This is a genomic window from Stenotrophomonas sp. YJH_SMC_53, assembly GCF_059369995.1.
Genome location: NZ_JCAFTF010000004.1, coordinates 392,989 through 413,962 on the forward strand (window position 1 = coordinate 392,989; position 20,974 = coordinate 413,962).

The 20,974-nt window shown below is 63.6% G+C and carries 32 protein-coding genes; 1 reads left to right on the top strand and 31 read right to left on the bottom strand.

All coding sequences use genetic code 11. The features are described 5' to 3' along the window. Together AC5P7X_RS09010 and AC5P7X_RS09015 are read right to left on the bottom strand one after the other, a co-directional pair. The gene (locus AC5P7X_RS09010) at nt 1–1,188 is read right to left on the bottom strand and encodes a mechanosensitive ion channel family protein (protein WP_216653255.1); all 1,188 of its coding nucleotides are present in this window, start codon (nt 1,186–1,188) and stop codon (nt 1–3) included. Between the two features lie 585 nt (nt 1,189–1,773). Further along, entirely contained in the window at nt 1,774–3,165 is a 1,392-nt protein-coding gene (locus tag AC5P7X_RS09015; protein WP_053500150.1) for a class II 3-deoxy-7-phosphoheptulonate synthase, read from the bottom strand. 221 nt (nt 3,166–3,386) lie between these two features. Here AC5P7X_RS09015 and AC5P7X_RS09020 point away from each other — a divergent pair, with 221 nt between their 5' ends. Further along, a complete protein-coding gene (locus AC5P7X_RS09020; RefSeq protein WP_495214741.1) occupies nt 3,387–5,513 on the top strand; it encodes a TonB-dependent receptor in 2,127 nt (708 codons plus the stop codon). Nucleotides 5,514–5,576: 63 nt separating this feature from the next. Here AC5P7X_RS09020 and AC5P7X_RS09025 read toward each other — a convergent pair whose 3' ends face one another. The 29 genes from AC5P7X_RS09025 to AC5P7X_RS09165 form a co-directional block, all read right to left on the bottom strand. Next, nucleotides 5,577–6,083 carry a disulfide bond formation protein B gene (locus AC5P7X_RS09025; RefSeq protein WP_005415421.1) on the bottom strand — a complete coding sequence of 169 codons (507 nt, stop codon included), beginning with the start codon at nt 6,081–6,083 and terminating at the stop codon, nt 5,577–5,579. A gap of 161 nt (nt 6,084–6,244) precedes the next feature. After that, on the bottom strand, nt 6,245–6,628 hold the full coding sequence (rplQ, locus tag AC5P7X_RS09030; RefSeq protein ID WP_005408217.1) for a 50S ribosomal protein L17: 384 nt from the start codon (nt 6,626–6,628) through the stop codon (nt 6,245–6,247). Nucleotides 6,629–6,818: 190 nt separating this feature from the next. Beyond that, nucleotides 6,819–7,817 (bottom strand): DNA-directed RNA polymerase subunit alpha, encoded by a 999-nt coding sequence (locus tag AC5P7X_RS09035; protein WP_005408216.1) that lies wholly within the window; start codon nt 7,815–7,817, stop codon nt 6,819–6,821. A 55-nt stretch (nt 7,818–7,872) separates the two neighbouring features. Next, nucleotides 7,873–8,502: a 30S ribosomal protein S4 gene (gene rpsD / locus AC5P7X_RS09040; RefSeq protein WP_004145446.1), complete on the bottom strand. Its 630-nt coding sequence runs from the start codon at nt 8,500–8,502 to the stop codon at nt 7,873–7,875. Nucleotides 8,503–8,517: 15 nt separating this feature from the next. Next, nucleotides 8,518–8,907, bottom strand: coding sequence for a 30S ribosomal protein S11 (rpsK, locus tag AC5P7X_RS09045; protein ID WP_004145443.1), 390 nt, complete (start codon nt 8,905–8,907; stop codon nt 8,518–8,520). Nucleotides 8,908–8,918: 11 nt separating this feature from the next. Further along, nucleotides 8,919–9,275 carry a 30S ribosomal protein S13 gene (gene rpsM, locus AC5P7X_RS09050; RefSeq protein WP_004154500.1) on the bottom strand — a complete coding sequence of 119 codons (357 nt, stop codon included), beginning with the start codon at nt 9,273–9,275 and terminating at the stop codon, nt 8,919–8,921. 347 nt (nt 9,276–9,622) lie between these two features. Next, nucleotides 9,623–10,990, bottom strand: coding sequence for a preprotein translocase subunit SecY (secY, locus tag AC5P7X_RS09055; RefSeq protein ID WP_005415420.1), 1,368 nt, complete (start codon nt 10,988–10,990; stop codon nt 9,623–9,625). Nucleotides 10,991–10,997: 7 nt separating this feature from the next. Further along, nucleotides 10,998–11,441 carry a 50S ribosomal protein L15 gene (gene rplO, locus AC5P7X_RS09060; protein ID WP_004154498.1) on the bottom strand — a complete coding sequence of 148 codons (444 nt, stop codon included), beginning with the start codon at nt 11,439–11,441 and terminating at the stop codon, nt 10,998–11,000. A gap of 6 nt (nt 11,442–11,447) precedes the next feature. Next, a complete protein-coding gene (gene rpmD / locus AC5P7X_RS09065) occupies nt 11,448–11,639 on the bottom strand; it encodes a 50S ribosomal protein L30 (RefSeq protein WP_005408214.1) in 192 nt (63 codons plus the stop codon). Next, nucleotides 11,632–12,174, bottom strand: coding sequence for a 30S ribosomal protein S5 (rpsE, locus tag AC5P7X_RS09070; protein WP_005415419.1), 543 nt, complete (start codon nt 12,172–12,174; stop codon nt 11,632–11,634). The genes rpmD and rpsE overlap by 8 nt, the downstream gene beginning before the upstream one ends. 161 nt (nt 12,175–12,335) lie before the next feature. Continuing rightward, nucleotides 12,336–12,689 carry a 50S ribosomal protein L18 gene (gene rplR, locus AC5P7X_RS09075; protein ID WP_004154495.1) on the bottom strand — a complete coding sequence of 118 codons (354 nt, stop codon included), beginning with the start codon at nt 12,687–12,689 and terminating at the stop codon, nt 12,336–12,338. 32 nt (nt 12,690–12,721) lie between these two features. Further along, entirely contained in the window at nt 12,722–13,246 is a 525-nt protein-coding gene (gene rplF / locus AC5P7X_RS09080) for a 50S ribosomal protein L6 (RefSeq protein WP_053500143.1), read from the bottom strand. A gap of 18 nt (nt 13,247–13,264) precedes the next feature. Beyond that, nucleotides 13,265–13,663 carry a 30S ribosomal protein S8 gene (gene rpsH / locus AC5P7X_RS09085; RefSeq protein WP_005415417.1) on the bottom strand — a complete coding sequence of 133 codons (399 nt, stop codon included), beginning with the start codon at nt 13,661–13,663 and terminating at the stop codon, nt 13,265–13,267. Between the two features lie 257 nt (nt 13,664–13,920). After that, on the bottom strand, nt 13,921–14,226 hold the full coding sequence (rpsN, locus tag AC5P7X_RS09090; protein WP_005408209.1) for a 30S ribosomal protein S14: 306 nt from the start codon (nt 14,224–14,226) through the stop codon (nt 13,921–13,923). Between the two features lie 18 nt (nt 14,227–14,244). Next, entirely contained in the window at nt 14,245–14,787 is a 543-nt protein-coding gene (rplE, locus tag AC5P7X_RS09095) for a 50S ribosomal protein L5 (protein WP_005415416.1), read from the bottom strand. Nucleotides 14,788–14,798: 11 nt separating this feature from the next. Next, nucleotides 14,799–15,116 carry a 50S ribosomal protein L24 gene (rplX, locus tag AC5P7X_RS09100; protein WP_004154490.1) on the bottom strand — a complete coding sequence of 106 codons (318 nt, stop codon included), beginning with the start codon at nt 15,114–15,116 and terminating at the stop codon, nt 14,799–14,801. Nucleotides 15,117–15,132: 16 nt separating this feature from the next. Further along, a complete protein-coding gene (gene rplN, locus AC5P7X_RS09105) occupies nt 15,133–15,501 on the bottom strand; it encodes a 50S ribosomal protein L14 (protein WP_010483978.1) in 369 nt (122 codons plus the stop codon). A 12-nt stretch (nt 15,502–15,513) separates the two neighbouring features. Then, the gene (rpsQ, locus tag AC5P7X_RS09110; RefSeq protein ID WP_004154489.1) at nt 15,514–15,783 is read right to left on the bottom strand and encodes a 30S ribosomal protein S17; all 270 of its coding nucleotides are present in this window, start codon (nt 15,781–15,783) and stop codon (nt 15,514–15,516) included. 11 nt (nt 15,784–15,794) lie between these two features. Next, nucleotides 15,795–15,980, bottom strand: coding sequence for a 50S ribosomal protein L29 (rpmC, locus tag AC5P7X_RS09115; protein WP_004154487.1), 186 nt, complete (start codon nt 15,978–15,980; stop codon nt 15,795–15,797). Next, the gene (rplP, locus tag AC5P7X_RS09120; protein WP_004154486.1) at nt 15,980–16,393 is read right to left on the bottom strand and encodes a 50S ribosomal protein L16; all 414 of its coding nucleotides are present in this window, start codon (nt 16,391–16,393) and stop codon (nt 15,980–15,982) included. The genes rpmC and rplP overlap by 1 nt, the downstream gene beginning before the upstream one ends. Nucleotides 16,394–16,398: 5 nt before the next feature. Beyond that, nucleotides 16,399–17,133: a 30S ribosomal protein S3 gene (gene rpsC, locus AC5P7X_RS09125; protein WP_005415414.1), complete on the bottom strand. Its 735-nt coding sequence runs from the start codon at nt 17,131–17,133 to the stop codon at nt 16,399–16,401. 18 nt (nt 17,134–17,151) lie between these two features. Further along, nucleotides 17,152–17,487, bottom strand: a complete 336-nt coding sequence (gene rplV / locus AC5P7X_RS09130; RefSeq protein WP_004145348.1) for a 50S ribosomal protein L22 — start codon at nt 17,485–17,487, stop codon at nt 17,152–17,154. A 12-nt stretch (nt 17,488–17,499) separates the two neighbouring features. After that, the gene (gene rpsS, locus AC5P7X_RS09135) at nt 17,500–17,769 is read right to left on the bottom strand and encodes a 30S ribosomal protein S19 (RefSeq protein ID WP_005415413.1); all 270 of its coding nucleotides are present in this window, start codon (nt 17,767–17,769) and stop codon (nt 17,500–17,502) included. A gap of 6 nt (nt 17,770–17,775) precedes the next feature. Then, nucleotides 17,776–18,603: a 50S ribosomal protein L2 gene (rplB, locus tag AC5P7X_RS09140; protein WP_004145339.1), complete on the bottom strand. Its 828-nt coding sequence runs from the start codon at nt 18,601–18,603 to the stop codon at nt 17,776–17,778. A gap of 10 nt (nt 18,604–18,613) precedes the next feature. Continuing rightward, entirely contained in the window at nt 18,614–18,913 is a 300-nt protein-coding gene (rplW, locus tag AC5P7X_RS09145) for a 50S ribosomal protein L23 (protein ID WP_004145338.1), read from the bottom strand. Next, nucleotides 18,910–19,515 (bottom strand): 50S ribosomal protein L4, encoded by a 606-nt coding sequence (rplD, locus tag AC5P7X_RS09150; protein ID WP_005415412.1) that lies wholly within the window; start codon nt 19,513–19,515, stop codon nt 18,910–18,912. The genes rplW and rplD overlap by 4 nt, the downstream gene beginning before the upstream one ends. Before the next feature lie 12 nt (nt 19,516–19,527). Continuing rightward, nucleotides 19,528–20,178: a 50S ribosomal protein L3 gene (gene rplC / locus AC5P7X_RS09155; RefSeq protein ID WP_004145336.1), complete on the bottom strand. Its 651-nt coding sequence runs from the start codon at nt 20,176–20,178 to the stop codon at nt 19,528–19,530. Between the two features lie 11 nt (nt 20,179–20,189). Next, nucleotides 20,190–20,501 (bottom strand): 30S ribosomal protein S10, encoded by a 312-nt coding sequence (rpsJ, locus tag AC5P7X_RS09160; protein WP_005408208.1) that lies wholly within the window; start codon nt 20,499–20,501, stop codon nt 20,190–20,192. 332 nt (nt 20,502–20,833) lie between these two features. Then, the coding region (locus tag AC5P7X_RS09165; protein WP_495204990.1) for an EF-Tu C-terminal domain-related protein at nt 20,834–20,974 on the bottom strand (141 nt) is incomplete at its 5' end.

Here is a 20,974-nt window from a genome sequence, read left to right on the forward strand (position 1 = left end):
CTACCGTTCGGGTTCCGGCTCCATCGGCACGATTGCCGCCTCACCGTCTTCAGCCCCCGGCGAACGCACATCTGCAGTGCGTGCACGAGGACCTCGCGGCATGTCCAGCTCGTCTGCATGCTGCAGCCGCGCACGCAGCTGCGGCAGCGAGTGCGGATGCTCACGCGCGAGGAAATCGAGCATGCGCTCGCGTACCAGGCAACGCAGGTCGAACGCGTCGCCGGAGCTGCGCGCACTCACCAGCAGGCGCACCTGGATCGCACGCTCGCTGGTTTCGGTCACCTGGGTCACGCAGACCCGGCCATCCCACAACGCTTCGCCCCGGCAGATGCGCTCCAGTTCAGCACGGATCGCCGCAATCGGGGCACGATAATCCAGCCACAGGAAGGCTGTGCCGAGCAGGTCAGCGCTACGCCGCGTCCAGTTCTGGAAGGGGTTCTCGATGAACCAGGTCAACGGCACCACCATCCTCCGCTCGTCCCAGATGCGTACCACCACGTAGCTGCTGCCGATCTCCTCGATGCGTCCCCACTCGCCCTCGACGATCACCACATCGTCCAGCCGGATCGGCTGGGTCACTGCAATCTGCAGGCCAGCGATCAGGTTGCCGAACACTGGCTTTGCGGCGATACCGGCCACCAGGCCGATGAGGCCCGCCGAGGCCAGCAGCGCGGTGCCGATCTTCTGCACCATGGGGAAGGTCAGCAGCACCAGCGAAGTGCCCAGCACGATGATGCCGCCCATCAGCACGCGGCTGAGCACCCGCGTCTGGGTCTGGATGCGGCGCGCTTCCAGATTATCGGAGACATCGATGGGATGGCTGCGCAGGATGGCCCGCTCACCCGCTGCCACTGCGCGTACCAGCAACCAGATGAAGCAGGCGGTCAGTGCGATATGCAGCACCCGTTGCAGGTTGCCCAGAAGGGGATCCTGCAGCGGCGTGGCCTGCAACGCAGGAATCAACAGCAGCAGCGGCCATGCGGTGGCCATTGGCAGCCCGAGCACACGCCCGATGCGCGCGCGCCGCCGATCACGCCCTTTCAGCCGATGATAGATCCACAGGATCAGCCACGCGCCGATACCGCCCACCACCACGGCCAATCCCAACGGCCATGCGTAGGCCTGTGCGCTCTGCCAGTGCACCCTTGTCACCTCCAGTCGAACCGCCAAGTGGACAGCCTCGCGCATGGCACATGAGCGTCACGTCAGCCGTTCGTAAGAAGGGTGTTGGTCGGCAGGGCTTGCAGCCCTGCACCTGCCCAGAAGCCGAAGCAACAGCAACGGCAACAGCAACAGCCGAAGCAGAAGCGGGTTTGCTGTGGGATGGCGGGGTGGGTCCGGTTGCGGGGGGCGCTGCAAGTACGTCCATGTAAGCTCGGTCGCCGCATCCATGCGGCTCACGCCCCCGCAACCGGACCCACCCCGCCTACGACAGATCTCCGCGATCTGCAGTAGATCCACGCCATGCGTGGATGAATCTCCATCGGAATCGAATATTTCGAATTGGATTCCAAAAGCATCCACGCATGGCGTGGATCTACCGTGTCGACCAAGGTCGACACTTACCCGCAGCCGCCGGAATTCGTCAGAGGCGGGGCGGTGTCGGAGTGCGGGGTGTCAGCCGCATGGATGCGGCTGCCAAGCCTACAAGGACGTACTTGCGGCGTCCCCGCACTCCGATACCGCCCCGCCTTCCCACGGAATGCCCGCGTTTGACGTTGAAGTTGACGTTGATTCGGCAGGTGCAGGGCTGCAAGCCCTGCCGCAACGCACTTACCGCACTTGCTCCTGCTTGCGCACGATCGCCATCGCGATCTCCAGCGACTGCTCGTAGTTCAACCGCGGGTCCACCGTCGAACGATACGCACGCTCCAGGTCGCGCTCGGTCAGTTCGCGCGCGCCGCCGATGCACTCGGTCACGTCCTCGCCGGTCAGTTCCAGATGCACACCGCCCAGGCGCGTACCGGCGGCCGCATGCAGATCGAACGACATCTCCACCTCGCCACGCACGTTGTCGAAGCGGCGTGTCTTGAAACCGTTGGCGGTGCTTTCGGTATTGCCATGCATCGCATCGCACACCCACAGCACGCGGCGACCATCACGCTTGACCGCGTCCAGCAGCGGCGGCAGTTTCTCGGCGATCTGCGTTGCGCCCATCCGATGGATGAAGCTCAGGCGGCCCGGCTCGTCATGGGGGTTGAGCACATCGATCAGGCGCAGCAGCTGGTCCGGTGTCACCGACGGGCCCACCTTGATCGCAATCGGATTGCGCACGCCACGCAGGTACTCCACGTGCGCGCCATCGAGCGCGGCCGTGCGCATGCCGATCCACGGGTAATGCGTGCTCAGGTTCAACCAGCCCTGCTGGCGCGGCACCTGGCGGGTCAACGCCTGCTCGTAGGGCAGCAGCAGCGCTTCGTGCGAAGTGTAGAAATCGATGCGGTTGAGGTTGTGCACGCGGGCCCCGGCCAGGGTCTCCATGAAGTGCACCGCATCGCCGATCGAGGCCACCATCTTCTGGTACTCGGCCGCCAGCGGCGAGTGGCTTACCCACTCCAGGTTCCAGTATTCGGGGTGGTGCAGGTCGGCGAAACCGCCGTCGATCAGCGCACGCACGAAGTTCATCGTCATCGCCGAATGCGCGTGGGCCTGCAGCATCCGCTTCGGGTCCGGCAGGCGTGCTGCCTCGGTGAAGGCCGGCGCGTTGATCACATCGCCGCGGTAGCTGGGCAAGGTCACGCCGTCGCGGGTCTCGGTGTCGGCCGAGCGCGGCTTGGCGTACTGGCCGGCGAAGCGGCCCACGCGGATCACCGGCTGGCGCAGGCCGTGCACCAGCACCAGGCTCATCTGCAGCAACACCTTCAATCGGTTGGAAATGGTGCCCGATTCGCAGTCGCTGAAATTCTCGGCACAGTCGCCGCCCTGCAGCAGGAAGCGCTTGCCTTCCTGGGCCTCGGCCAGCTGCTGCTTCAACGCCAGGATCTCCCACGAGGTGACCAGCGGCGGCAGCCGCTTCAGCTCGTGCAGAGCGGCGTCCAACGCCACCGGGTCCGGGTAGGTCGGCATCTGCAGCGCGGTCTTGCCACGCCAGCTCTCCGGCGACCAGGCAGCGCCAGCGGTGGTCGCGTCGGAATCGGAGGCGGGCGGAACGGCGGACAGGCTCATTGCAGACTTCCGGGGTGGGGGGCGGCCATGGTCGCAGAGCCAGCCGCTGACGCAAAGGCCCACCCCCACCGCCCCGGCCACCTGAACGGCAGGGAAAGGCCAACGCCAGCAGCCAGATCCAGCATGGCCAGCCGCACGGGACAGGCGCATGATTTGTTACGGAGTAACACTTGCACGTCATGGACCGGCCCCTTCCACGCCCAGCCGCCCCCTCTCTCACCATGAAGCCCTCGCCCCTCGCTACCGGTATTACCTTCGCCCTGGCCTTGGCCAGCCTGCCCGCCTTCGCCGCAACGGCCGACGACACCTCTTCCTCCGTCAAGGATCTGGACGCAGTCACCGTCCACGCCCAGCTCGACCAGGCCCGCAACGCGCTGTCGCCGGACATCGGCAGCAGCCAGTACCAGATCACCGCCGAGGACATCCAGAAGCAGCCGCTGGGTGCCTCCGCGCCGCTCAGCCAGGTACTGCTGCAGGCCCCGGGCGTGGTCCAGGATTCCTATGGCGGCGTGCACGTGCGCGGCGACCACGCCAATCTGCAGTACCGCATCAATGGCGTGCTGCTGCCCGAATCGATCTCCGGCTTCGGCCAGACACTGGATGCCCGCACCATCAAGAGCATCCGCCTGATGGATGGCGCGCTGCCGGCGCAGTTCGGCGAGCGCACCGCTGCAGTGGTCGACATCACCACCCGCAATGGTGCCGGGCTCGGCAATGGCGGCAGCGCCGGTCTGACCGCAGGCTCGTTCGGCAAGATCAATCCGAATGCCTCGTGGTGGGGCAACCAGGGGCGATGGAGCTGGTTCCTGACTGGCAACTACGACCAGAACGAGGTTGGCCTGGAGAACCCGACCCGCTCGCGGAAGCCGCTGCACGACGACACCCACCAGGGCAAAGCGTTCGCTGACCTCACCTACCTGGTCAACGAGAACACCCGCCTGAGCGTGTTCGCCGGCTTCGCCAACAACCGCTTCCAGATCCCGGTCGACCCCGGGCAGACCCCGCAGTTCGGTTACCTGGACACCACCACCTTCGACTCCAGCCAGCTGGATGAAACCCAGCGCGAAACCACCCGCTTCGGCATGCTGGTGCTGCAGGGCGCGCTGGGCAGCACCGCCTACCAGCTGTCCGCCGGGCAGCGCTACAGCGATGTGGCGTTCAACCCGGATGTCATCGGCGACCTGGTATTCAGTGGCGTCGCTTCGCAGGTGCAGCGCAGCAACCGCGCCAACACGCTGCAGGCCGATTTCTCCACCCCGCTGGGCAACGACCACACGCTGCGCTATGGCCTGTACGGCAACTACGAGAACGCGCGGGCCAGCAACAGCAGCTGGGTGTTCCCGGTCGATGACGCCGGCCAACAGTCCAGCACCACGCCGCTGCTGATACCTGACCGCAGTGCCTTCCATGCCAGCACGCTGGCGTTGTACGTGCAGGATGAATGGAAGATCGGCGACGACTGGACCGTCAACTACGGCCTGCGCGGCGATCGCTACAAGGCCTTTGGCCACACCGAGGGCCAGCTCAGCCCCCGCGTGGGCGTGGCCTGGAATGCCAGCGACAGCACCACCGTGCATGCCGGCTATTCGCGTTACTTCACGCCGCCGGCCAGTGAGCTGATCGCCAGCAGCGATATCGCGCTGTACGACGGCACCACCAACCAGCAGCCGAGCGGCGGCAACAACACGCCACTGGCCGAGCGCAGTGACTACTACGACATCGGCGTATCGCATCAGCTGGGCGAACACCTGACCCTGGGCTTGGACGCGTACGACCGCCGTGTTGCGCGCCTGCAGGACGAAGGCCAGTTTGGTGCCGCCTACATCTATTCGACGTTCAACTACCGCCGCGGCCATATCCGTGGCCTGGAGTTCAGTGCCGACTACAGCAACGGTCCGTTCAGCGCTTACGTCAACGCGGCGTACAACAAGGCGATCGGCACCCAGGTCATCACCAGCCAGTACAACCTCGATCCAGAGGCGTTGGCCTATGTGGCCAACCACTGGATCCACCTCGACCACGACCAGAAGCTGACCTCATCGGGCGGCTTCAGCTACGCCTTCGCCGGCCACAACCGGGTCGGCGCCAACTACGTGTTCGGTAGCGGCCTGCGTTCGGACATCGAGGGCGTGCCCAACGGCGGCGAGCTGCCATCCTACCTGCAGGTGAACCTCAGCGCCGGGCACGATTTCAATGCCGACAGCGGGCATCCGCTGCACGTGCAACTGGCCGTGATCAACGCATTGGATCGCAGCTACCAGCTGCGCGATGGCGGCGGTGTTGGCGTGTTCGCGCCGCAGTGGGGGCCGCGCCGTGGCGCCTACCTGAGCCTGCAGCAGGATTTCTGAGAACGCCAGGGTGCCTGGGGTCGGACCCCTTTCCGCAGGAGAGGGCTCCGACCCCGCCTTAGTTCAGCGCTTGACCTTGCGCAGCGACACCACCAGCGCCCACAGCGCCAGCAGCACGAACCACACGCCCGACCACATCGGCATGGTCAGGCCCAGGAACGTCCAGTCGATATTGCCGCAGTTGCCGGTACCGGTCAGCACCGTGCGGAACACTTCCAGCGGCCCCATGGTCTCGCGCAGGAAGCTCAGCGGCGGGCCGCAGGTCGCCCCCATCTCCGGTGGCAGCATCTGCACGTAGACGTGGCGCGCAGCGATGCCTACGCCGACCGCGGCGGCAATGAAGGCGAGCACGCCGTAGGTTGCCCGGCCAGGACGGTTGGAGGGCCCGTGCAGTGCACCGATCAGGAACAGCAGGCCCAGCGCAGCGAACGCCAGCCGCTGGAAGATGCACAGCGGGCACGGCTCCAGGCCCATCTTCAGCTGCAGGAAGATCGCGTAGCCCAGCAGGCCGGCGCAGATCAGGAAGCCCAGGAAGAACTGGGCGCGGAAGGGCCAGCGCAGTGGATTCATCGTCAACGCTCGAATGGATCAGGCGCCAAGCGTAACCGAGAGTGCATGCCATTCGAACCGCCACAGGTGACGCCTGTCGGAACGGTGCGGGTCAGATCCCGCAGAAACGCAAAAGCCCGGCAGAGGCCGGGCTTTCGCTGTGTCGCATTGGAGCGGTCCGATTACTCGGCCACTTCCTCGGCCACGACCGGACGGTCAACCAGCTCGACGTAGGCCATCGGCGCGTTGTCGCCAGCGCGGAAGCCGCACTTCAGCAGGCGCAGGTAGCCGCCCGGACGGTTCGCGTAGCGCGGGCCCAGGATGGTGAACAGGTTGCCCACGGCTTCGTTGTCGCGCAGGCGGGCGAAAGCCAGACGGCGGTTGGCGACGGAGTCGACCTTGGCCAGGGTGATCAGCGGCTCGGCAACGCGGCGCAGTTCCTTGGCCTTCGGCAGGGTGGTCTTGATCAGCTCGTGCTTGAACAGCGAGGCGGCCATGTTCTTGAACATCGCTTCGCGGTGGGCGCTGGTACGGCTGAACTTACGGCCAGACTTCTGGTGACGCATGGTGATATTCCTTGGTTAATGATGAGGCTGTGCGGATCGTTGTCGCCATCCTGGCGTTGCTGCGCGGACTGCGGATGGTCCTGGCCGCCCGTCCTGGACGACCTGCCCGCGAACCTGCGGTTCGTCGTGGCATGGTGTGGTGCGTTGAAGGCCCCACCGCGAACGGTGGAGCCTTCAGGCATTGCCGATATCAGCCCAGCATGCCGTGGCTGGCGACGCCGGCCGGCGGCCAGTTCTCCAGCTTCATGCCGAGCGACAGGCCGCGCTGAGCCAGCACTTCCTTGATCTCGGTGAGCGACTTCTTGCCCAGGTTCGGGGTCTTCAGCAGCTCCACTTCGGTCTTCTGGATCAGATCGCCGATGTAGTAGATGCTTTCAGCCTTCAGGCAGTTGGCCGAACGCACGGTCAGCTCCAGATCGTCGATCGGGCGCAGCAGCACCGGATCCACGCCGTTGTTGGCCGGCTTGGCCGCACCGCGGTCGCGGTGGGTGAAGTCACCGAACACCGACAGCTGGTCGCTGAGGATGTCGGCGGCGGTGCGCACGGCTTCCTCGGCATCGATGGTGCCGTTGGTCTCGATATCGATGACCAGCTTGTCCAGGTCGGTGCGCTGTTCGACACGCGCCGCTTCCACGGCATAGGCGACACGGCGGACCGGCGAGAACGAGGCATCCAGGACCAGGCGGCCGATGGCACGGGTTTCTTCGTCCGGACGACGACGCGCGGCAGCCGGCTGGTAGCCGAAACCACGTTCGATCTTCAGACGCATGTTGATCGCCGTATCCTTGGTCAGGTGGCAGATCACATGGTCGCCGTTCAGGATCTCCACATTGTGGTCGACCTTGATGTCGGCAGCGGTGACAACGCCCGGGCCCTGCTTGGACAGGGACAGGGTGGCGCTGTCGCCGGAGTGCATACGGATGGCCACATCCTTAAGGTTGAGCAGGACTTCGAGGACGTCCTCCTGCAGACCTTCGACCGTGGTGTACTCATGCAACACGCCGTCGATTTCGACTTCCGTGATGGCGAAGCCCGGGATGGACGACAGCAGCACGCGACGCAGGGCGTTGCCCAGCGTATGCCCGTAACCCCGCTCCAAAGGTTCGATAACGACCTTTGCACGGGTGTCGGTAAGGCGTTCGATCTGCGGACCGCGAGGACGCAGAACCTGGTTGGCGGTAACCGTCATGTTGCGGGTTCTCCTAGTGAACCCCCGGCCGTCGCCGGGGGCTCTCCAATGTGAATTACTTCGAATACAGCTCGACGATCAGCGCTTCGTTGATGTCCGCAGGCAGATCCGAACGATCCGGAACAGCCTTGAAGATGCCGGTGAACTTGCCGGAATCCACTTCAACCCACGACGGGCTCAGGTCATGCTGGGCGGCGACGGTCAGGGCTTCCTGGACGCGCAGCTGCTTGGCAGCCTTTTCGGACAGAGCGATGGCGTCGCCAGCCTTGACCTGGTACGAAGCCAGGTTGACCGACTTGCCATTCACGGTGACGCCGCGGTGCGACACCAGCTGACGGGCAGCCGGACGGGTCACGGCGAAGCCCATGCGGTAGACGACGTTGTCCAGGCGGGTTTCCAGCAGCTGCAGCAGGTTCTCGCCGGTGTTGCCCTTCTTGGTCGAGGCCTTCTTGTAGTAGTTGCGGAACTGACGCTCCAGCAGGCCGTAGATACGCTTGACCTTCTGCTTTTCACGCAGCTGGGTGGCGTAGTCGGACAGCTTGCCCTTGCGGGCAGTGGCGCCGTGCTGGCCGGGCTTCTGCTCCAGCTTGCACTTGGAGTCCAGCGCACGCGCCGGGCTCTTCAGGGACAGGTCGGCGCCTTCGCGGCGGGCGAGCTTACAGGTAGGACCGATATAACGAGCCATTTCTTATCGCTCCCTTTAGACGCGACGCTTCTTCGGCGGACGGCACCCGTTGTGCGGGATGGGCGTCACGTCGATGATGTTGGTGATCTTGTAGCCGACGTTGTTCAGCGAACGCACGGCCGACTCACGGCCCGGACCCGGGCCCTTGATGCGGACTTCCAGCGACTTCACGCCGTAGTCCAGCGCAGCACGACCGGCCTTTTCAGCAGCCACCTGGGCAGCGAACGGGGTCGACTTGCGCGAACCGCGGAAGCCAGCGCCACCGGAGGTCGCCCACGACAGAGCGTTGCCCTGGCGGTCGGTGATGGTGACGATGGTGTTGTTGAACGAAGCGTGGACGTGGGCAACGCCGTCGGTGACGACGCGCTTGATCTTCTTCTTGGTCTTAGCAGCGGGCTTAGCCATTTCTCAGTCCCTTACTTCTTGATCGCCTTGCGCGGACCCTTGCGGGTGCGGGCGTTGGTACGGGTGCGCTGGCCACGCAGCGGGAGGCCACGACGGTGACGCAGGCCGCGGTAGCAGCCCAGGTCCATCAGGCGCTTGATCGCGATGCCGATCTCACGGCGCAGATCGCCTTCCACGATGTACTTGCCGACTTCGGCGCGCAGGCGCTCGATTTCCGGCTCCGACAGATCGCGGATCTTGGTGGTCGAAGCAACGCCTGCGACTTCGCAGACCTTCTTCGAACGGGTACGGCCGATGCCGTAAATGCTTTGCAACCCGACCCAGACGTGCTTCTGGGCTGGCAGGTTGACGCCTGCAATACGCGCCATGACGCGGTTCTCCAGCTGAGTGATGGCCGACAGCGCGCCTCGGGCACGCCAATCCGGCAGGATGGATCAAAAAAGTGAACTAGCGATACTAACAAGGTTCCGGTTTACATGGAAGCCCGTGAAACCATTGGTTTCATGAACCCGGCCTGGGGAGTGTGCCCAGGCTCCGGCGCCGGATGGGGTTGGACCTGGGGTTTCCCCCGGGGCCGCCCGCGCTACTCCAGCGCGGGACCACCTCATCACACCCCCACCCGGAACCGCTGCGGGGGCCGCCCTTCGTTTGTGTGGCCGGAGTCCGCGAAGCGGAGGGACCATCACGTCAGGAAGACGAAAGTATAACAGGCCTATCAGCCGCGGGCAAAACCGCCGCGGTTGCCGCCCTTCAGGTTGGCCTTCTTCAGCAGGCTCTCGTACTGGTGGGACATCAGGTGTGCCTGCACCTGGGCGATGAAGTCCATCACCACCACCACCACGATCAGCAGCGACGTGCCACCGAAGTAGAACGAGGCATTCAGCTGCGTGCGCATCAGTTCCGGCAGCAGGCAGACGATCACCAGGTAGGCCGAGCCGGCCGCGGTCAGGCGGGTCAGCACGCCGTCGATGTAGTCGGCGGTGGCCTTGCCCGGACGGATGCCCGGAATCAAAGCGCCCGACTTCTTCAGGTTGTCGGCGGTTTCCTGCGAATTGAACACCAGCGCGGTATAGAAGAACGCGAAACCGGTGATCAGCGCAGCGAACACGATCATGTGCAGCGGCTCGCCCGGGCCCAGGGCATTGGCGACCTTCTGCAGGACCTGGCCGAAGCTGCTCTGGTTGGCAGCCTGGCCGGACCACATGGCCAGGGTGGCCGGGAAGGCCAGCAGGCTCGAGGCGAAGATCGCCGGGATGACGCCGGCCATGTTGAGCTTCAGCGGCAGGAACGAGGTCTGGTTCATGTACGCGTTGCGACCGCCCTGGCGGCGCGCGTAATTGACCGTGATCCGGCGCTGGCCACGCTCCACGAACACCACGAAGAAGGTGAAGGCGAGTACGACGATGGCGATCAGCAGGAGCTGGATGAACTGGATGTTGCCGTCGCGGTAGGCGTCGAAGGTGTGGATGACCGCACCCGGCAGACCGGCGACGATACCGGCGAAGATGATCAGCGACACGCCGTTGCCGATACCGCGTTCGGTGACCTGCTCACCGACCCACATCAGGAACATGGTGCCGGCAGTCAGTGCGACCACCGCAGTGAGCACGAAGCCCATGCCGGGGGCGTACACGACCGGAGCGCCCGACGGCGAAACCTGGCCCTGCAGGGCCAGTGCGATCGAACCGCCCTGCACCACTGCCAGCAGCACGGCGCCGATGCGCGAATACTGGGTGATCTTGCGGCGGCCGGACTCACCTTCCTTCTGCATCGCCTTCAGGGCGGGGAAGATGTGCACGGCCAGCTGCATCACGATCGATGCCGAGATGTACGGCATCACGTTCAGCGCAAAGATGCTGAAACGGTGCAGGGCGCCGCCCGAGAACATGTTGAACATGTCCACGATGCCGCCGCCCTGCTGTTGCATCATGGCAAGCATGGCATCGGGATTGACGCCCGGCACCGGCACGTAGCAGCCGATGCGATAGACGATCAAAGCCCCGACGACGAACAGCAAACGTTGGCGAAGTTCAGTGAACTTGCCCATTCCGCCCGCGAGGTTACCGATGCCAGCTTGCGCCATGATTTTCTTACTCCGTTACGCTGCCGCCGGCAGCTTCGATCGCAGCCTTGGCACCAGCCGTGGCAGCAATACCCTTCAGGGTGAACGCCTTGGTCACTTCGCCCTTGACGACGACCTTGGCCTTCTTGGCAGTGCTCGGGACCAGCTTGGCAGCACGCAGGGCGGCGAAGTCGATCTCACCGGCCGGCAGCTTGTCCAGCGCGTACAGCAGCACTTCAGCGGTGTCCTTGGCGATCGGCGAACGGAAGCCGATCTTCGGCAGACGACGCTGCATGGGGGTCTGGCCGCCTTCGAAGCCAGCCTTGATCTTGCCGCCACCCTTGCGGGCGAACGAACCCTTGTGGCCGCGGCCGGCAGTCTTGCCCAGGCCCGAGCCGATACCGCGGCCGACGCGGGTGCGCTCGGTGCGGGCGCCCGGTGCCGGGCTCAGTTCATTGAGACGCAGAGTCATGGTCGATTACTCCTCAACCTGGACGAGGTACTGAACCTTGTTGATCAGGCCGCGCACCTGCGGGCTGTCCTTCAGTTCACGCACATCGTTGAGCTTGTTCAGGCCCAGGGCACGCACCGACAGGCGGTGACGCGACTGGGTGCCACGCAGGCCACGCACCAGGCGGACCTTCACAGTCTTGTTGGACTCATTAGCCATGGTTGAGTTCCTCCACCTTCTTGCCACGCTTGGCCGCGATGCGGGCCGGCGACTGCGCAGCAGTCAGGCCCTTCACGGTGGCGCGCACCAGATTGATCGGGTTGCGCGAACCGGTGGCCTTGGCCAGCACGTTCTTCACGCCAACGGCTTCCAGCACGGCGCGCATCGCACCGCCGGCGATGACGCCAGTACCTTCCGAAGCCGGCTGCATGAACACGCGGGCTGCGCCGTGACCATCCTTGATGGTGTGCCACAGGGTGCCGTTGTTCAGGTCAACGCTGACCAGGTTCTTGCGGGCCTGTTCCATCGACTTCTGGATGGCGACCGGCACTTCGCGGGCCTTGCCATAACCGAAACCGACCTTGCCTTCGCCGTCGCCGACCACGGTCAGGGCGGTGAAGGTGAACTGGCGGCCACCCTTGACGGTCTTGCTGACGCGGTTGACCGCGACCAGCTTTTCGATCATGCCGTCGTCGATCTTCTCTTCGCGGTTACGGTCGCGATCGCGACCCCGCTGCTGACGCTCTTCTGCCATGTTGATTCCTTGGTTGTTTGGGTATGTACGGCTCGAGGCCGCTTATGGTTGTGAAGTGACGCGTTGTTCCGGTGGACCGCTGCAGAAGAGCGGCGCCGTCCAGCCTCACTCAGGCTGGCGAGCAGGCAGGCAGGAGGCCATCGGCCCCCTGCCCTTGTCCCTTAGAACTGCAGGCCGGCTTCGCGGGCGGCTTCTGCCAGGGCCTTGATGCGGCCGTGGTAGCGGTAGCCCGAACGATCGAAGGCAACCTTCTCGATGCCGGCGGCCTTGGCGCGCTCGGCAACGATGCGGCCGACCTTGGCAGCGGCATCGGCGTTCTTGCCGTTCTTCAGGCCTTCCTTGACGTCGGTCTGGGTGGTGTTGGCGGCAGCCAGCACCTTCGAACCGTCAGCGGTGAAGACCTGGGCGTACAGGTGCTGGCCGGTGCGCAGCACCGACAGGCGGGCGACGCCGAGCTCACGGATGTGGGCACGGGTCGACTTGGCGCGACGCAGGCGGGCGATGTTCTTGTTCATGATGTGTTTTCCTTGAAAGCGGAAGCGCCTAATTAGGCCTTCTTGGCTTCCTTACGGATGATGACTTCGTCGGAGTACTTCACGCCCTTGCCCTTGTACGGCTCCGGCTTGCGGAACGCACGGATCTTGGCGGCGACTTCACCGACGACCTGCTTGTCAGCGCCCTGGACCAGGATCTCGGTCTGGGTCGGGGTGGAGATGGTGATGCCTTCCGGCGCCACGAACACGACCGGATGCGAGAAACCGAGCGACAGGCTCAGGTCCTTGCCCTGCATGGCAGCACGGTAACCCACGCCGACCAGCTCCAGCTTGCGCTCGAAGCCTTCGGACACGCCCTTGACCATGTTGGCCAGGATCGCGCGCACGGTACCGGTCAGCGCGACCAGGTCGGCGTTCTCGGTGCTCAGGGTGGCAACGCCGCTGTCGACGTTGATGGCAATACCGGCCGGCTTGACCAGCGACAGGGTGCCCTTCGGGCCCTTGACGGTGACGCTTTCCGACTGGACGTTCAGTTCGACCTTACCCAGGGTGACGGGCTTCTTGGCTACGCGGGACATAGTTCTACTCCTTTCGCCTTAGGCCACGAAGCACAGGACTTCGCCGCCGACGCCCAGCTGGCGCGCCTGCGCATCAGTCATGATGCCCTTGGAGGTGGAAATGATGGAGATGCCCAGGCCATTCATGACCTTCGGCAGCTCGCTCTTGCCGCGGTACTGGCGCAGGCCCGAACGCGAGAAGCGCTTCAGGGTCGCGATGACCGGCTTGCCTTCGAAATACTTCAGCACGATTTCCAGCTCGGCCTTGTTGTTTTCCAGCTGGGTCACGCGCAGGTCGGTGATGTAACCCTCGTCCTTCAGGACCTGGGCGATCGCAACCTTGATCTTGGACGACGGGGCTTTCACCGTCTGCTTGCCAACCGCAGCCGCATTCTTGATGCGGACCAGCAGGTCGGCGATGGGATCAGTCATGCTCATATGAGTACCTTTGAGTGCACCGATATCCGCTTTCGCGAAAATCTGTTGTCTCCTGGAAACGGGCCAGGTCCCTTGATGCAGCGGGCCGGGGCCCACTCCTACAACCCCGTTTGCGCAGGGCAAGACGCGGGAGTATACGCCAAAAGAGCCCGACTTGCGCCGGGCTCTTCGGGTTTTTTCGCAGAAAGGAAGCTGAACGCCTCCCTCCCCGGTTCAGAAGCCCCCGAGGGGGCTCCTGATCGCAGGACCGGCTGGAATTACCAGCTGGCCTTGCGCAGGCCCGGGACGTCGCCACGCATGGTGGCTTCGCGCAGCTTGTTGCGGCCGAGGCCGAACTTGCTGTACACGCCACGCGGACGACCCGACAGCTCGCAACGGTTGCGCTGGCGGCTCGGCGACGAATCGCGCGGCAGCTTGGCCAGCTTGGTTGCGGCGTCGATCTTCTCTTCGTAGGTCGCGTCCACGGAGGACACGATCTTCTTCAGAGCTGCACGCTTCTCAGCGTACTTCTTGGCCAGCTTTTCCCGCTTGATGTCGCGGTTGACCATGGAGGTCTTTGCCATTTCGGTTTCCTCGACAGATCAGTTACGGAACGGGAACTTGAACGCTGCCAGCAGCGCCTTCGCTTCCGCGTCGGTCTTCGCAGTGGTGGTGATGGCGATATCCATACCGCGGATCGCGTCGACGGCGTCGAAGTCGATTTCCGGGAAGATGATCTGTTCCTTCACACCCATGTTGAAGTTGCCGCGGCCGTCAAAGGAACGACCGGAAACACCACGGAAGTCGCGCACGCGCGGCAGCGAGATGTTGATCAGGCGGTCCAGGAACTCGTACATCTTGTGGCGACGCAGCGTGGTCTTGCAGCCGATCGGCCAACCATCACGGATCTTGAACGACGCAACCGAGATACGCGACTTGGTGACAACCGGCTTCTGGCCGGAAATCTTGGTCATGTCCGCGACGGCATTTTCCAGGATCTTCTTGTTGGTGGCAGCCTCGCCGACACCCATGTTCAGGGTGACCTTGACGAGCTTCGGTACTTCCATCGGATTGGTGTAGCCGAACTGCTTCATCAGCGCCGGCACCACTTCTTCCTTGTAGATCTTTTCGAGACGGGAAGTCATCTTCACATTCCTCAGGCGTCGAGCGCCTCACCGCTGGAGCGGAACACACGCAGTTTGCGTCCATCCTCCAGCACCTTGAAGCCAACGCGCTCGCCCTTGCCCGAAGCCGGGTTCAGCACGTTCACGTTGGAGATATGGATCGAAGCTTCGCGCTCGACCACGCCGCCGGCAACACCTGCCTGCGGGTTCGGCTTGGTGTGGCGCTTGACGATGTTCACGTTGGCGACGACCACGCGGTCGCCGTCGACGCGGACGACTTCGCCCTGCTTGCCCTTGTCCTTGCCAGCGTTGACGACAACCTGGTCGCCCTTCTTGATACGGTTAGCCATGATTATCTCCTGTCGCTCACAGCACTTCGGGAGCGAGCGAGACGATCTTCATGAACTTCTCCGAACGAAGTTCACGGGTCACCGGCCCGAAGATACGGGTACCGATCGGCTCCTGCTTGTTGTTCAGCAGGACGGCAGCGTTGCCGTCGAAGCGGATCAGCGAACCGTCAGCGCGACGCACACCCTTGCGGGTACGCACCACGACGGCGTCATACACTTCACCCTTCTTGACCTTGCCGCGCGGAATCGCATCCTTCACGGTGACCTTGATGATGTCGCCGATACCGGCGTAACGGCGCTTGGAACCACCCAGCACCTTGAAGCACATCACCTGCTTGGCACCCGAATTGTCCGCGACGTCAAGGTAGCTCTGCATCTGGATCATGATTCAGACTCCTTATTCAGCCGCACGCGTGATGACTTCCACCACGCGCCAGTTCTTGGTCTTGGACATCGGAGCAATCTCGGTCACGCGGACGACGTCGCCTTCCTTGCAGGCGTTGTCGGCATCGTGGGCGTGCAGCTTGGTCGAGCGCTTGATGTACTTGCCGTACAGCGCGTGCTTGACCTGACGCTCAACCAGGACGGTAACCGTCTTGTCCATCTTGTTGCTGACGACACGGCCTTCGACCGTGCGCAGCGTCTTCTTTTCAGTATTGTCGCTCATAGCGGCCATCCTTACTTCGTGCTGCCGAGCAGGGTCTTGACGCGAGCAATCTCGCGACGGACCCGGCGAATGTCGTGGGTCTTCGGCAGCTGGCCGGTGACCTGCTGCATACGGACAGAGAACTGTTCCTTACGCAGGTCGATCAGGTGGGCCTTGAGTTCGTCAGCCGACTTTTCACGGAGAGTTTTGATATCCATCAGCGCACCGTACGGGTCACGAAAGTGGTGGTGACCGAGAGCTTGGCGGCGGCCAGGCGGAACGCCTCGCGAGCCACTTCCTCGGAAACACCCTCGATTTCATAGATCATGCGGCCGGGCTGGATCTGGGCCACCCAGTATTCCACGTTACCCTTACCCGAACCCATTCGGACTTCGATGGGCTTCTTGGTGATGGGCTTGTCGGGGAACACGCGGATCCACATCTTGCCGCCGCGCTTGACGTAGCGGCTGATCGAGCGGCGGGCCGCTTCGATCTGGCGCGCGGTCAGCTGACCGTGTGCGGTTGCCTTCAGGCCGTATTCGCCGAAGCTGACAGCGTTGGCGCTCCAGCTCAGGCCATCGTTACGGCCCTTGTGTACCTTGCGGTACTTGGTTCGCTTGGGTTGCAACATTGTCGTTACCTCGCTTCACGGGCCGGGCGCTGACGGTCACCGCGGTCGCCGCGATCGTGACGATCGTTGCGCGACGGGGTGTCGTCCTGCTTTTCCTGGCCAACCTGGGAGAAATCGAAGACCTCGCCCTTGTAGATCCAGACCTTGATGCCGATGATGCCGTAGGTCGTCTTGGCTTCAGCGAAGCCATAGTCGATGTCGGCACGCAGGGTGTGCAGCGGCACGCGGCCTTCGCGGTACCACTCCGAACGGGCGATTTCTGCACCGTTGAGGCGGCCACCGACGTTGACCTTGATGCCCAGGGCACCCAGGCGCATCGCGTTGCCGACCGAGCGCTTCATTGCACGGCGGAACATGATGCGACGCTCCAGCTGCTGGGCGATCGACTCGGCAACGAGCTGCGCGTCCAGTTCCGGCTTGCGCACTTCGGTGACGTTGATGTGCGCCGGGACGCCCATCATCTCGCTCACTTCCTTGCGCAGCTTCTCGATGTCCTCACCGCGCTTGCCGATCACCACGCCCGGACGGGCGGTGTGGATCGTCACGCGAGCGGTCTTGGCCGGACGCTCGATCAGGATCTTGCTGATGCCGGCCTGAGCCAGCTTCTTGCGCAGCATGTCGCGCACTTTCAGGTCGGCTGCCAGGTAACCGGCGAACTCGGCCTTGTTGGCGTACCACTTGGAGTTCCAGTCCTTGGAAATGCCGAGGCGGATACCAATCGGATGAACTTTATGACCCATGGTCTTTTCCTTATCCGCTTACTTGGCGGCGCCCACAACCACAGTGATGTGGCTGGTGCGCTTGAGGATGCGGGTACCGCGGCCTTTCGCCCGCGCCATGAAACGCTTCAGGGTCGGACCTTCATCAACCATGATGGTCTGAACCTTCAGCTCGTCGACGTCGGCGCCCTGGTTGTTCTCGGCGTTGGCAATTGCCGACTCCACCACCTTCTTGATCAGGTGGGCAGCCTTCTTGTCCGAGAACTTCAGCAGGTTGACCGCACGTTCGGCCGGCAGACCGCGCACCTGGTCAGCGACCAGACGAGCCTTCTGCGGGGAGATGCGCGCAGTGCGCAGGATGGCTTTCGCTTCCATTGTCATCTCTCCTTACTTGCCCGACTTCTTGTCACCACCGTGACCCTTGAAGGTCCGGGTGATGGCAAATTCGCCGAGCTTGTGGCCGACCATGTTCTCGTTGACGAGAACCGGGATGTGGTTCTTGCCGTTATGCACGGCAATGGTGATGCCTACCATGTCAGGCAGGATCATCGAACGGCGCGACCAGGTCTTGATCGGCTTCTTGCTGCCCGCAGCGGCCTCCACCTTCTTGACGAGGTGGTGATCGACGAACGGGCCCTTCTTGAGTGAACGTGCCATGGTCGATTAGCCCCTACGATCGCGGACGATGAACTGCTGAGTGCGCTTGTTATGGCGCGTCTTGTAACCCTTGGTCGGGACACCCCACGGGGTGACCGGATGCGGGTTACCCTGGCCGGCCTTGGCCTCACCACCACCGTGCGGGTGGTCAACCGGGTTCATGGCAGCACCACGAACGGTCGGGCGGACGCCGCGCCAACGCTTGGCACCGGCCTTGCCCAGCTTTTCCAGGCTGTGCTCGTCGTTGCCGACTTCGCCGATGGTGGCGCAGCACTCGACCGGAACCTTGCGCATTTCACCCGAGCGCAGGCGCAGGGTGGCGTAGATGCCTTCACGAGCCACCAGCTGCACGGCCGCACCAGCGGCGCGAGCGATCTGAGCGCCCTTGCCCGGCTTCAGTTCGATGCAGTGGATGGTGGTACCGACCGGGATGTTGCGCAGCGGCAGGGTATTGCCGGCCTTGATCGGGGCGTCCGAACCAGCGATCACCTGATCACCAGCCTTCAGGCCCTTCGGGGCGATGATGTAGCGACGCTCACCGTCGACGTAGCACAGCAGAGCGATGTGGGCGGTGCGGTTCGGATCGTATTCGATGCGTTCCACGCGCGCCGGGATGCCCAGCTTGTTGCGCTTGAAGTCGATGATGCGGTAGTGCTGCTTGGCACCACCACCGACGTGACGCACGGTGATGCGACCGTGGTGGTTACGACCACCCGAGCGGCTCTGCGACTCGACCAGCGCGGCGTGCGGAGCACCCTTGTGCAGGTCGGGGGTGACCACGCGCACGGCCGAACGGCGGCCGGGGGAGGTGGGCTTGAATTTCATCAATGGCATGGGATGTACCTCAGGCCTTGGCCGTTACATCGATCGACTGGCCGTCGGCCAGGCGAACGTACGCCTTGCGCCAATCGCCGCGGCGGCCAGCACGGTTACGGAAGGACTTGTTCTTGCCCTTGACGTTTACCACGTTGACGGCTTCGACCTTGACGTCGAACAGCTGCTCAACCGCGGCCTTTACATCGGCCTTGGTGGCTTCGTTCGAAACTTCGAAGACATACTGATTGGAGAGTTCCTGCAGGCGCGCGGTCTTTTCCGAGACACGCGGGGCACGCAGCACGCTGAAGATTTTTTCGTTGCTGTTCATGCCAGCCACTCCTCGACCTTCTTGACCGCGTCAGCGGTGATGACGACCGTGTCGGCACCCACCAGCGAGACCGGGTCCAGACCCTGCACGTCACGCACCTGCACGTACGGCAGATTGCGGGCGGACAGGTACAGGTGCTCGGACGCTTCCTCGGTGACGATCAGCGGGCGCTTGCCCACTTCCAGGCCGGCCAGCTTGGCGATCAGACCCTTCGTGCTGGTGGCTTCGACGTCGAAGGCCTCCACGATGGTCAGACGGCCCTGACGGTTCAGCTCGGACAGGATCGCGCACATGGCGGCACGGTACTGCTTGCGATTGACCTTCTGCTCGAAGCTGCGCGGCTTGGCCGCGAAGGTGACACCGCCGCCGACGAAGATCGGAGCCGTCAGTGCGCCATGACGCGCGCCGCCGCCCTTCTGCTTCTTCGACTTCTTGGTGGTACCAGCCACTTCGGAGCGAGTCTTCTGTGCCTTGGTGCCGGCGCGACCGGCGTTGCGGTAAGCAACGACGACCTGGTGGACCAGATCTTCGCTGAAATCGCGACCGAACACGGCTTCGGAGACCGAGACCTTGTTGTTGCTACCCGTGATAACGAGTTCCATCGTCATCTCTCCTTATGCCTTGCTCGCCGGACGGACGATCACATCGCCACCCGCCGCGCCCGGAACGGCGCCGCGAACCGCGATCAGACCGCGCTCGACGTCGACCTTGACCACTTCCAGGTTCTGGGTGCTCTGCTGCACCGCGCCCATGTGGCCCGACATCTTCTTGCCCGGGAAAACGCGACCCGGGGTCTGGCGCTGACCCAGCGAACCCGGCGCGCGATGCGACAGCGAGTTACCGTGGGTTGCATCGCCCATACGGAAGTTGTGGCGCTTGATGGTGCCCTGGAAGCCCTTACCCTTGGTGACACCCTGGACGTCGACGATCTGGCCGACTTCGAAGATGTCCGCCTTGACTTCGCCGCCAACGGCGAAATCGCCGAGCTGCGCGTCTTCAACGCGGAATTCCCACAGGCCACGACCCGCTTCCACCTTCGCCTTGGCGAAGTGGCCGGCTTCCGGCTTGTTGACCAGGGCAGCGCGACGCGCGCCGACGGTCACCTGCACGGCGCTGTAGCCGTCGGTTTCGACGGTCTTGATCTGCGCGATGCGGTTCGGGGTTGCTTCGATCAGGGTCACCGGGATGGAGCGGCCATCTTCAGTGAACACGCGGCTCATGCCGGCCTTGCGGCCCACGAAGCCCAACGAATACTTCTTCGTCATGGTCGTAGTCCTCAGGTCAGCTTGATCTGAACGTCGACGCCGGCAGCCAGTTCGAGCTTCATCAGCGCGTCCACGGTCTTGTCATTCGGGTCAACGATATCGAGCACGCGCTTGTGCGTGCGGGTCTCGTACTGGTCACGCGCGTCCTTGTCGACGTGCGGGGAAACGAGAACGGTGTAACGCTCGATCTTGGTCGGCAGCGGGATCGGGCCACGCACTTGCGCGCCGGTCCGCTTTGCCGTTTCAACGATCTCGCTGGCCGAACGGTCGATCAGACGATGATCGAACGCTTTCAGCCGGATCCGGATCTTTTGGTCCGCCATGGCGGTAGGTTCCTTCGTTAAAAGAGCGACAGACAAAGCCTCTGGGTTGCTTTGTCCCATGAAATTCCTGAATACGGACGGCCCGCAGTCCTGCAGGCCGCCAAGGTCAATCCATGGACCTCAAAAACGTAGGCAGACCAGTTACCCGGCCTGCCCAGACGTAGAAGCATAATGGCACGCAAGGCAGCTGTCAACAGTCGCCTGTTGACGCCGCCTGAATGGCATTGACCCTTCCTGGTCCGGGGAACACAAGGCACATCCTGTGCCTGCTTTCCCATTTGATACGCCCCGATGCCCTACCCAGGCAACATCGGGGCGCTGATACTACCAGATTACTCGATGATCTTCGAGACCACGCCGGCGCCGACGGTACGGCCGCCTTCGCGGATGGCGAAGCGCAGACCTTCGTCCATGGCCACCGGGTTGATCAGGGTGACTTCCATCTTGACGTTGTCACCCGGCATCACCATTTC

Excerpts from the sequence above, each read along its gene's own strand:
- AC5P7X_RS09015 (WP_053500150.1), bottom strand. The coding sequence starts at position 3,165 with ATGAGCCTGTCCGCCGTTCCGCCCGCCTCCGATTCCGACGCGACCACC.
- rpsC (WP_005415414.1), bottom strand. The coding sequence starts at position 17,133 with ATGGGTCATAAAGTTCATCCGATTGGTATCCGCCTCGGCATTTCCAAG.
- rpsJ (WP_005408208.1), bottom strand. The coding sequence starts at position 20,501 with ATGGCGGACCAAAAGATCCGGATCCGGCTGAAAGCGTTCGATCATCGT.
- rplX (WP_004154490.1), bottom strand. The coding sequence starts at position 15,116 with ATGGCTAACCGTATCAAGAAGGGCGACCAGGTTGTCGTCAACGCTGGC.
- AC5P7X_RS09025 (WP_005415421.1), bottom strand. The coding sequence starts at position 6,083 with ATGAATCCACTGCGCTGGCCCTTCCGCGCCCAGTTCTTCCTGGGCTTC.
- AC5P7X_RS09010 (WP_216653255.1), bottom strand. The coding sequence starts at position 1,188 with ATGCGCGAGGCTGTCCACTTGGCGGTTCGACTGGAGGTGACAAGGGTG.
- rplD (WP_005415412.1), bottom strand. The coding sequence starts at position 19,515 with ATGGAACTCGTTATCACGGGTAGCAACAACAAGGTCTCGGTCTCCGAA.
- rplP (WP_004154486.1), bottom strand. The coding sequence starts at position 16,393 with ATGTTGCAACCCAAGCGAACCAAGTACCGCAAGGTACACAAGGGCCGT.
- secY (WP_005415420.1), bottom strand. The coding sequence starts at position 10,990 with ATGGCGCAAGCTGGCATCGGTAACCTCGCGGGCGGAATGGGCAAGTTC.
- rplC (WP_004145336.1), bottom strand. The coding sequence starts at position 20,178 with ATGACGAAGAAGTATTCGTTGGGCTTCGTGGGCCGCAAGGCCGGCATG.
- rpsQ (WP_004154489.1), bottom strand. The coding sequence starts at position 15,783 with ATGAGCGACAATACTGAAAAGAAGACGCTGCGCACGGTCGAAGGCCGT.
- rplQ (WP_005408217.1), bottom strand. The coding sequence starts at position 6,628 with ATGCGTCACCAGAAGTCTGGCCGTAAGTTCAGCCGTACCAGCGCCCAC.
- rpsM (WP_004154500.1), bottom strand. The coding sequence starts at position 9,275 with ATGGCGCGTATTGCAGGCGTCAACCTGCCAGCCCAGAAGCACGTCTGG.
- rplW (WP_004145338.1), bottom strand. The coding sequence starts at position 18,913 with ATGAACAGCAACGAAAAAATCTTCAGCGTGCTGCGTGCCCCGCGTGTC.
- rplR (WP_004154495.1), bottom strand. The coding sequence starts at position 12,689 with ATGAACAAGAACATCGCCCGCCTGCGTCGCGCCAAGTCGACCCGTGCC.
- rplN (WP_010483978.1), bottom strand. The coding sequence starts at position 15,501 with ATGATCCAGATGCAGAGCTACCTTGACGTCGCGGACAATTCGGGTGCC.
- rpsS (WP_005415413.1), bottom strand. The coding sequence starts at position 17,769 with ATGGCACGTTCACTCAAGAAGGGCCCGTTCGTCGATCACCACCTCGTC.
- AC5P7X_RS09020 (WP_495214741.1), top strand. The coding sequence starts at position 3,387 with ATGAAGCCCTCGCCCCTCGCTACCGGTATTACCTTCGCCCTGGCCTTG.
- rpsK (WP_004145443.1), bottom strand. The coding sequence starts at position 8,907 with ATGGCTAAGCCCGCTGCTAAGACCAAGAAGAAGATCAAGCGCGTCGTC.
- rpsE (WP_005415419.1), bottom strand. The coding sequence starts at position 12,174 with ATGGCAGAAGAGCGTCAGCAGCGGGGTCGCGATCGCGACCGTAACCGC.
- rplB (WP_004145339.1), bottom strand. The coding sequence starts at position 18,603 with ATGCCATTGATGAAATTCAAGCCCACCTCCCCCGGCCGCCGTTCGGCC.
- rplE (WP_005415416.1), bottom strand. The coding sequence starts at position 14,787 with ATGACTTCCCGTCTCGAAAAGATCTACAAGGAAGAAGTGGTGCCGGCG.
- rplF (WP_053500143.1), bottom strand. The coding sequence starts at position 13,246 with ATGTCCCGCGTAGCCAAGAAGCCCGTCACCCTGGGTAAGGTCGAACTG.
- rpmC (WP_004154487.1), bottom strand. The coding sequence starts at position 15,980 with ATGGATATCAAAACTCTCCGTGAAAAGTCGGCTGACGAACTCAAGGCC.
- rpsH (WP_005415417.1), bottom strand. The coding sequence starts at position 13,663 with ATGAGCATGACTGATCCCATCGCCGACCTGCTGGTCCGCATCAAGAAT.
- rplV (WP_004145348.1), bottom strand. The coding sequence starts at position 17,487 with ATGGAAGCGAAAGCCATCCTGCGCACTGCGCGCATCTCCCCGCAGAAG.
- AC5P7X_RS09035 (WP_005408216.1), bottom strand. The coding sequence starts at position 7,817 with ATGACGGTTACCGCCAACCAGGTTCTGCGTCCTCGCGGTCCGCAGATC.
- rpsN (WP_005408209.1), bottom strand. The coding sequence starts at position 14,226 with ATGGCAAAGACCTCCATGGTCAACCGCGACATCAAGCGGGAAAAGCTG.
- rpmD (WP_005408214.1), bottom strand. The coding sequence starts at position 11,639 with ATGGCTAATGAGTCCAACAAGACTGTGAAGGTCCGCCTGGTGCGTGGC.
- rpsD (WP_004145446.1), bottom strand. The coding sequence starts at position 8,502 with ATGGCTCGTTATATCGGTCCTACCTGTAAGCTCGCCCGCCGCGAAGGC.
- rplO (WP_004154498.1), bottom strand. The coding sequence starts at position 11,441 with ATGACTCTGCGTCTCAATGAACTGAGCCCGGCACCGGGCGCCCGCACC.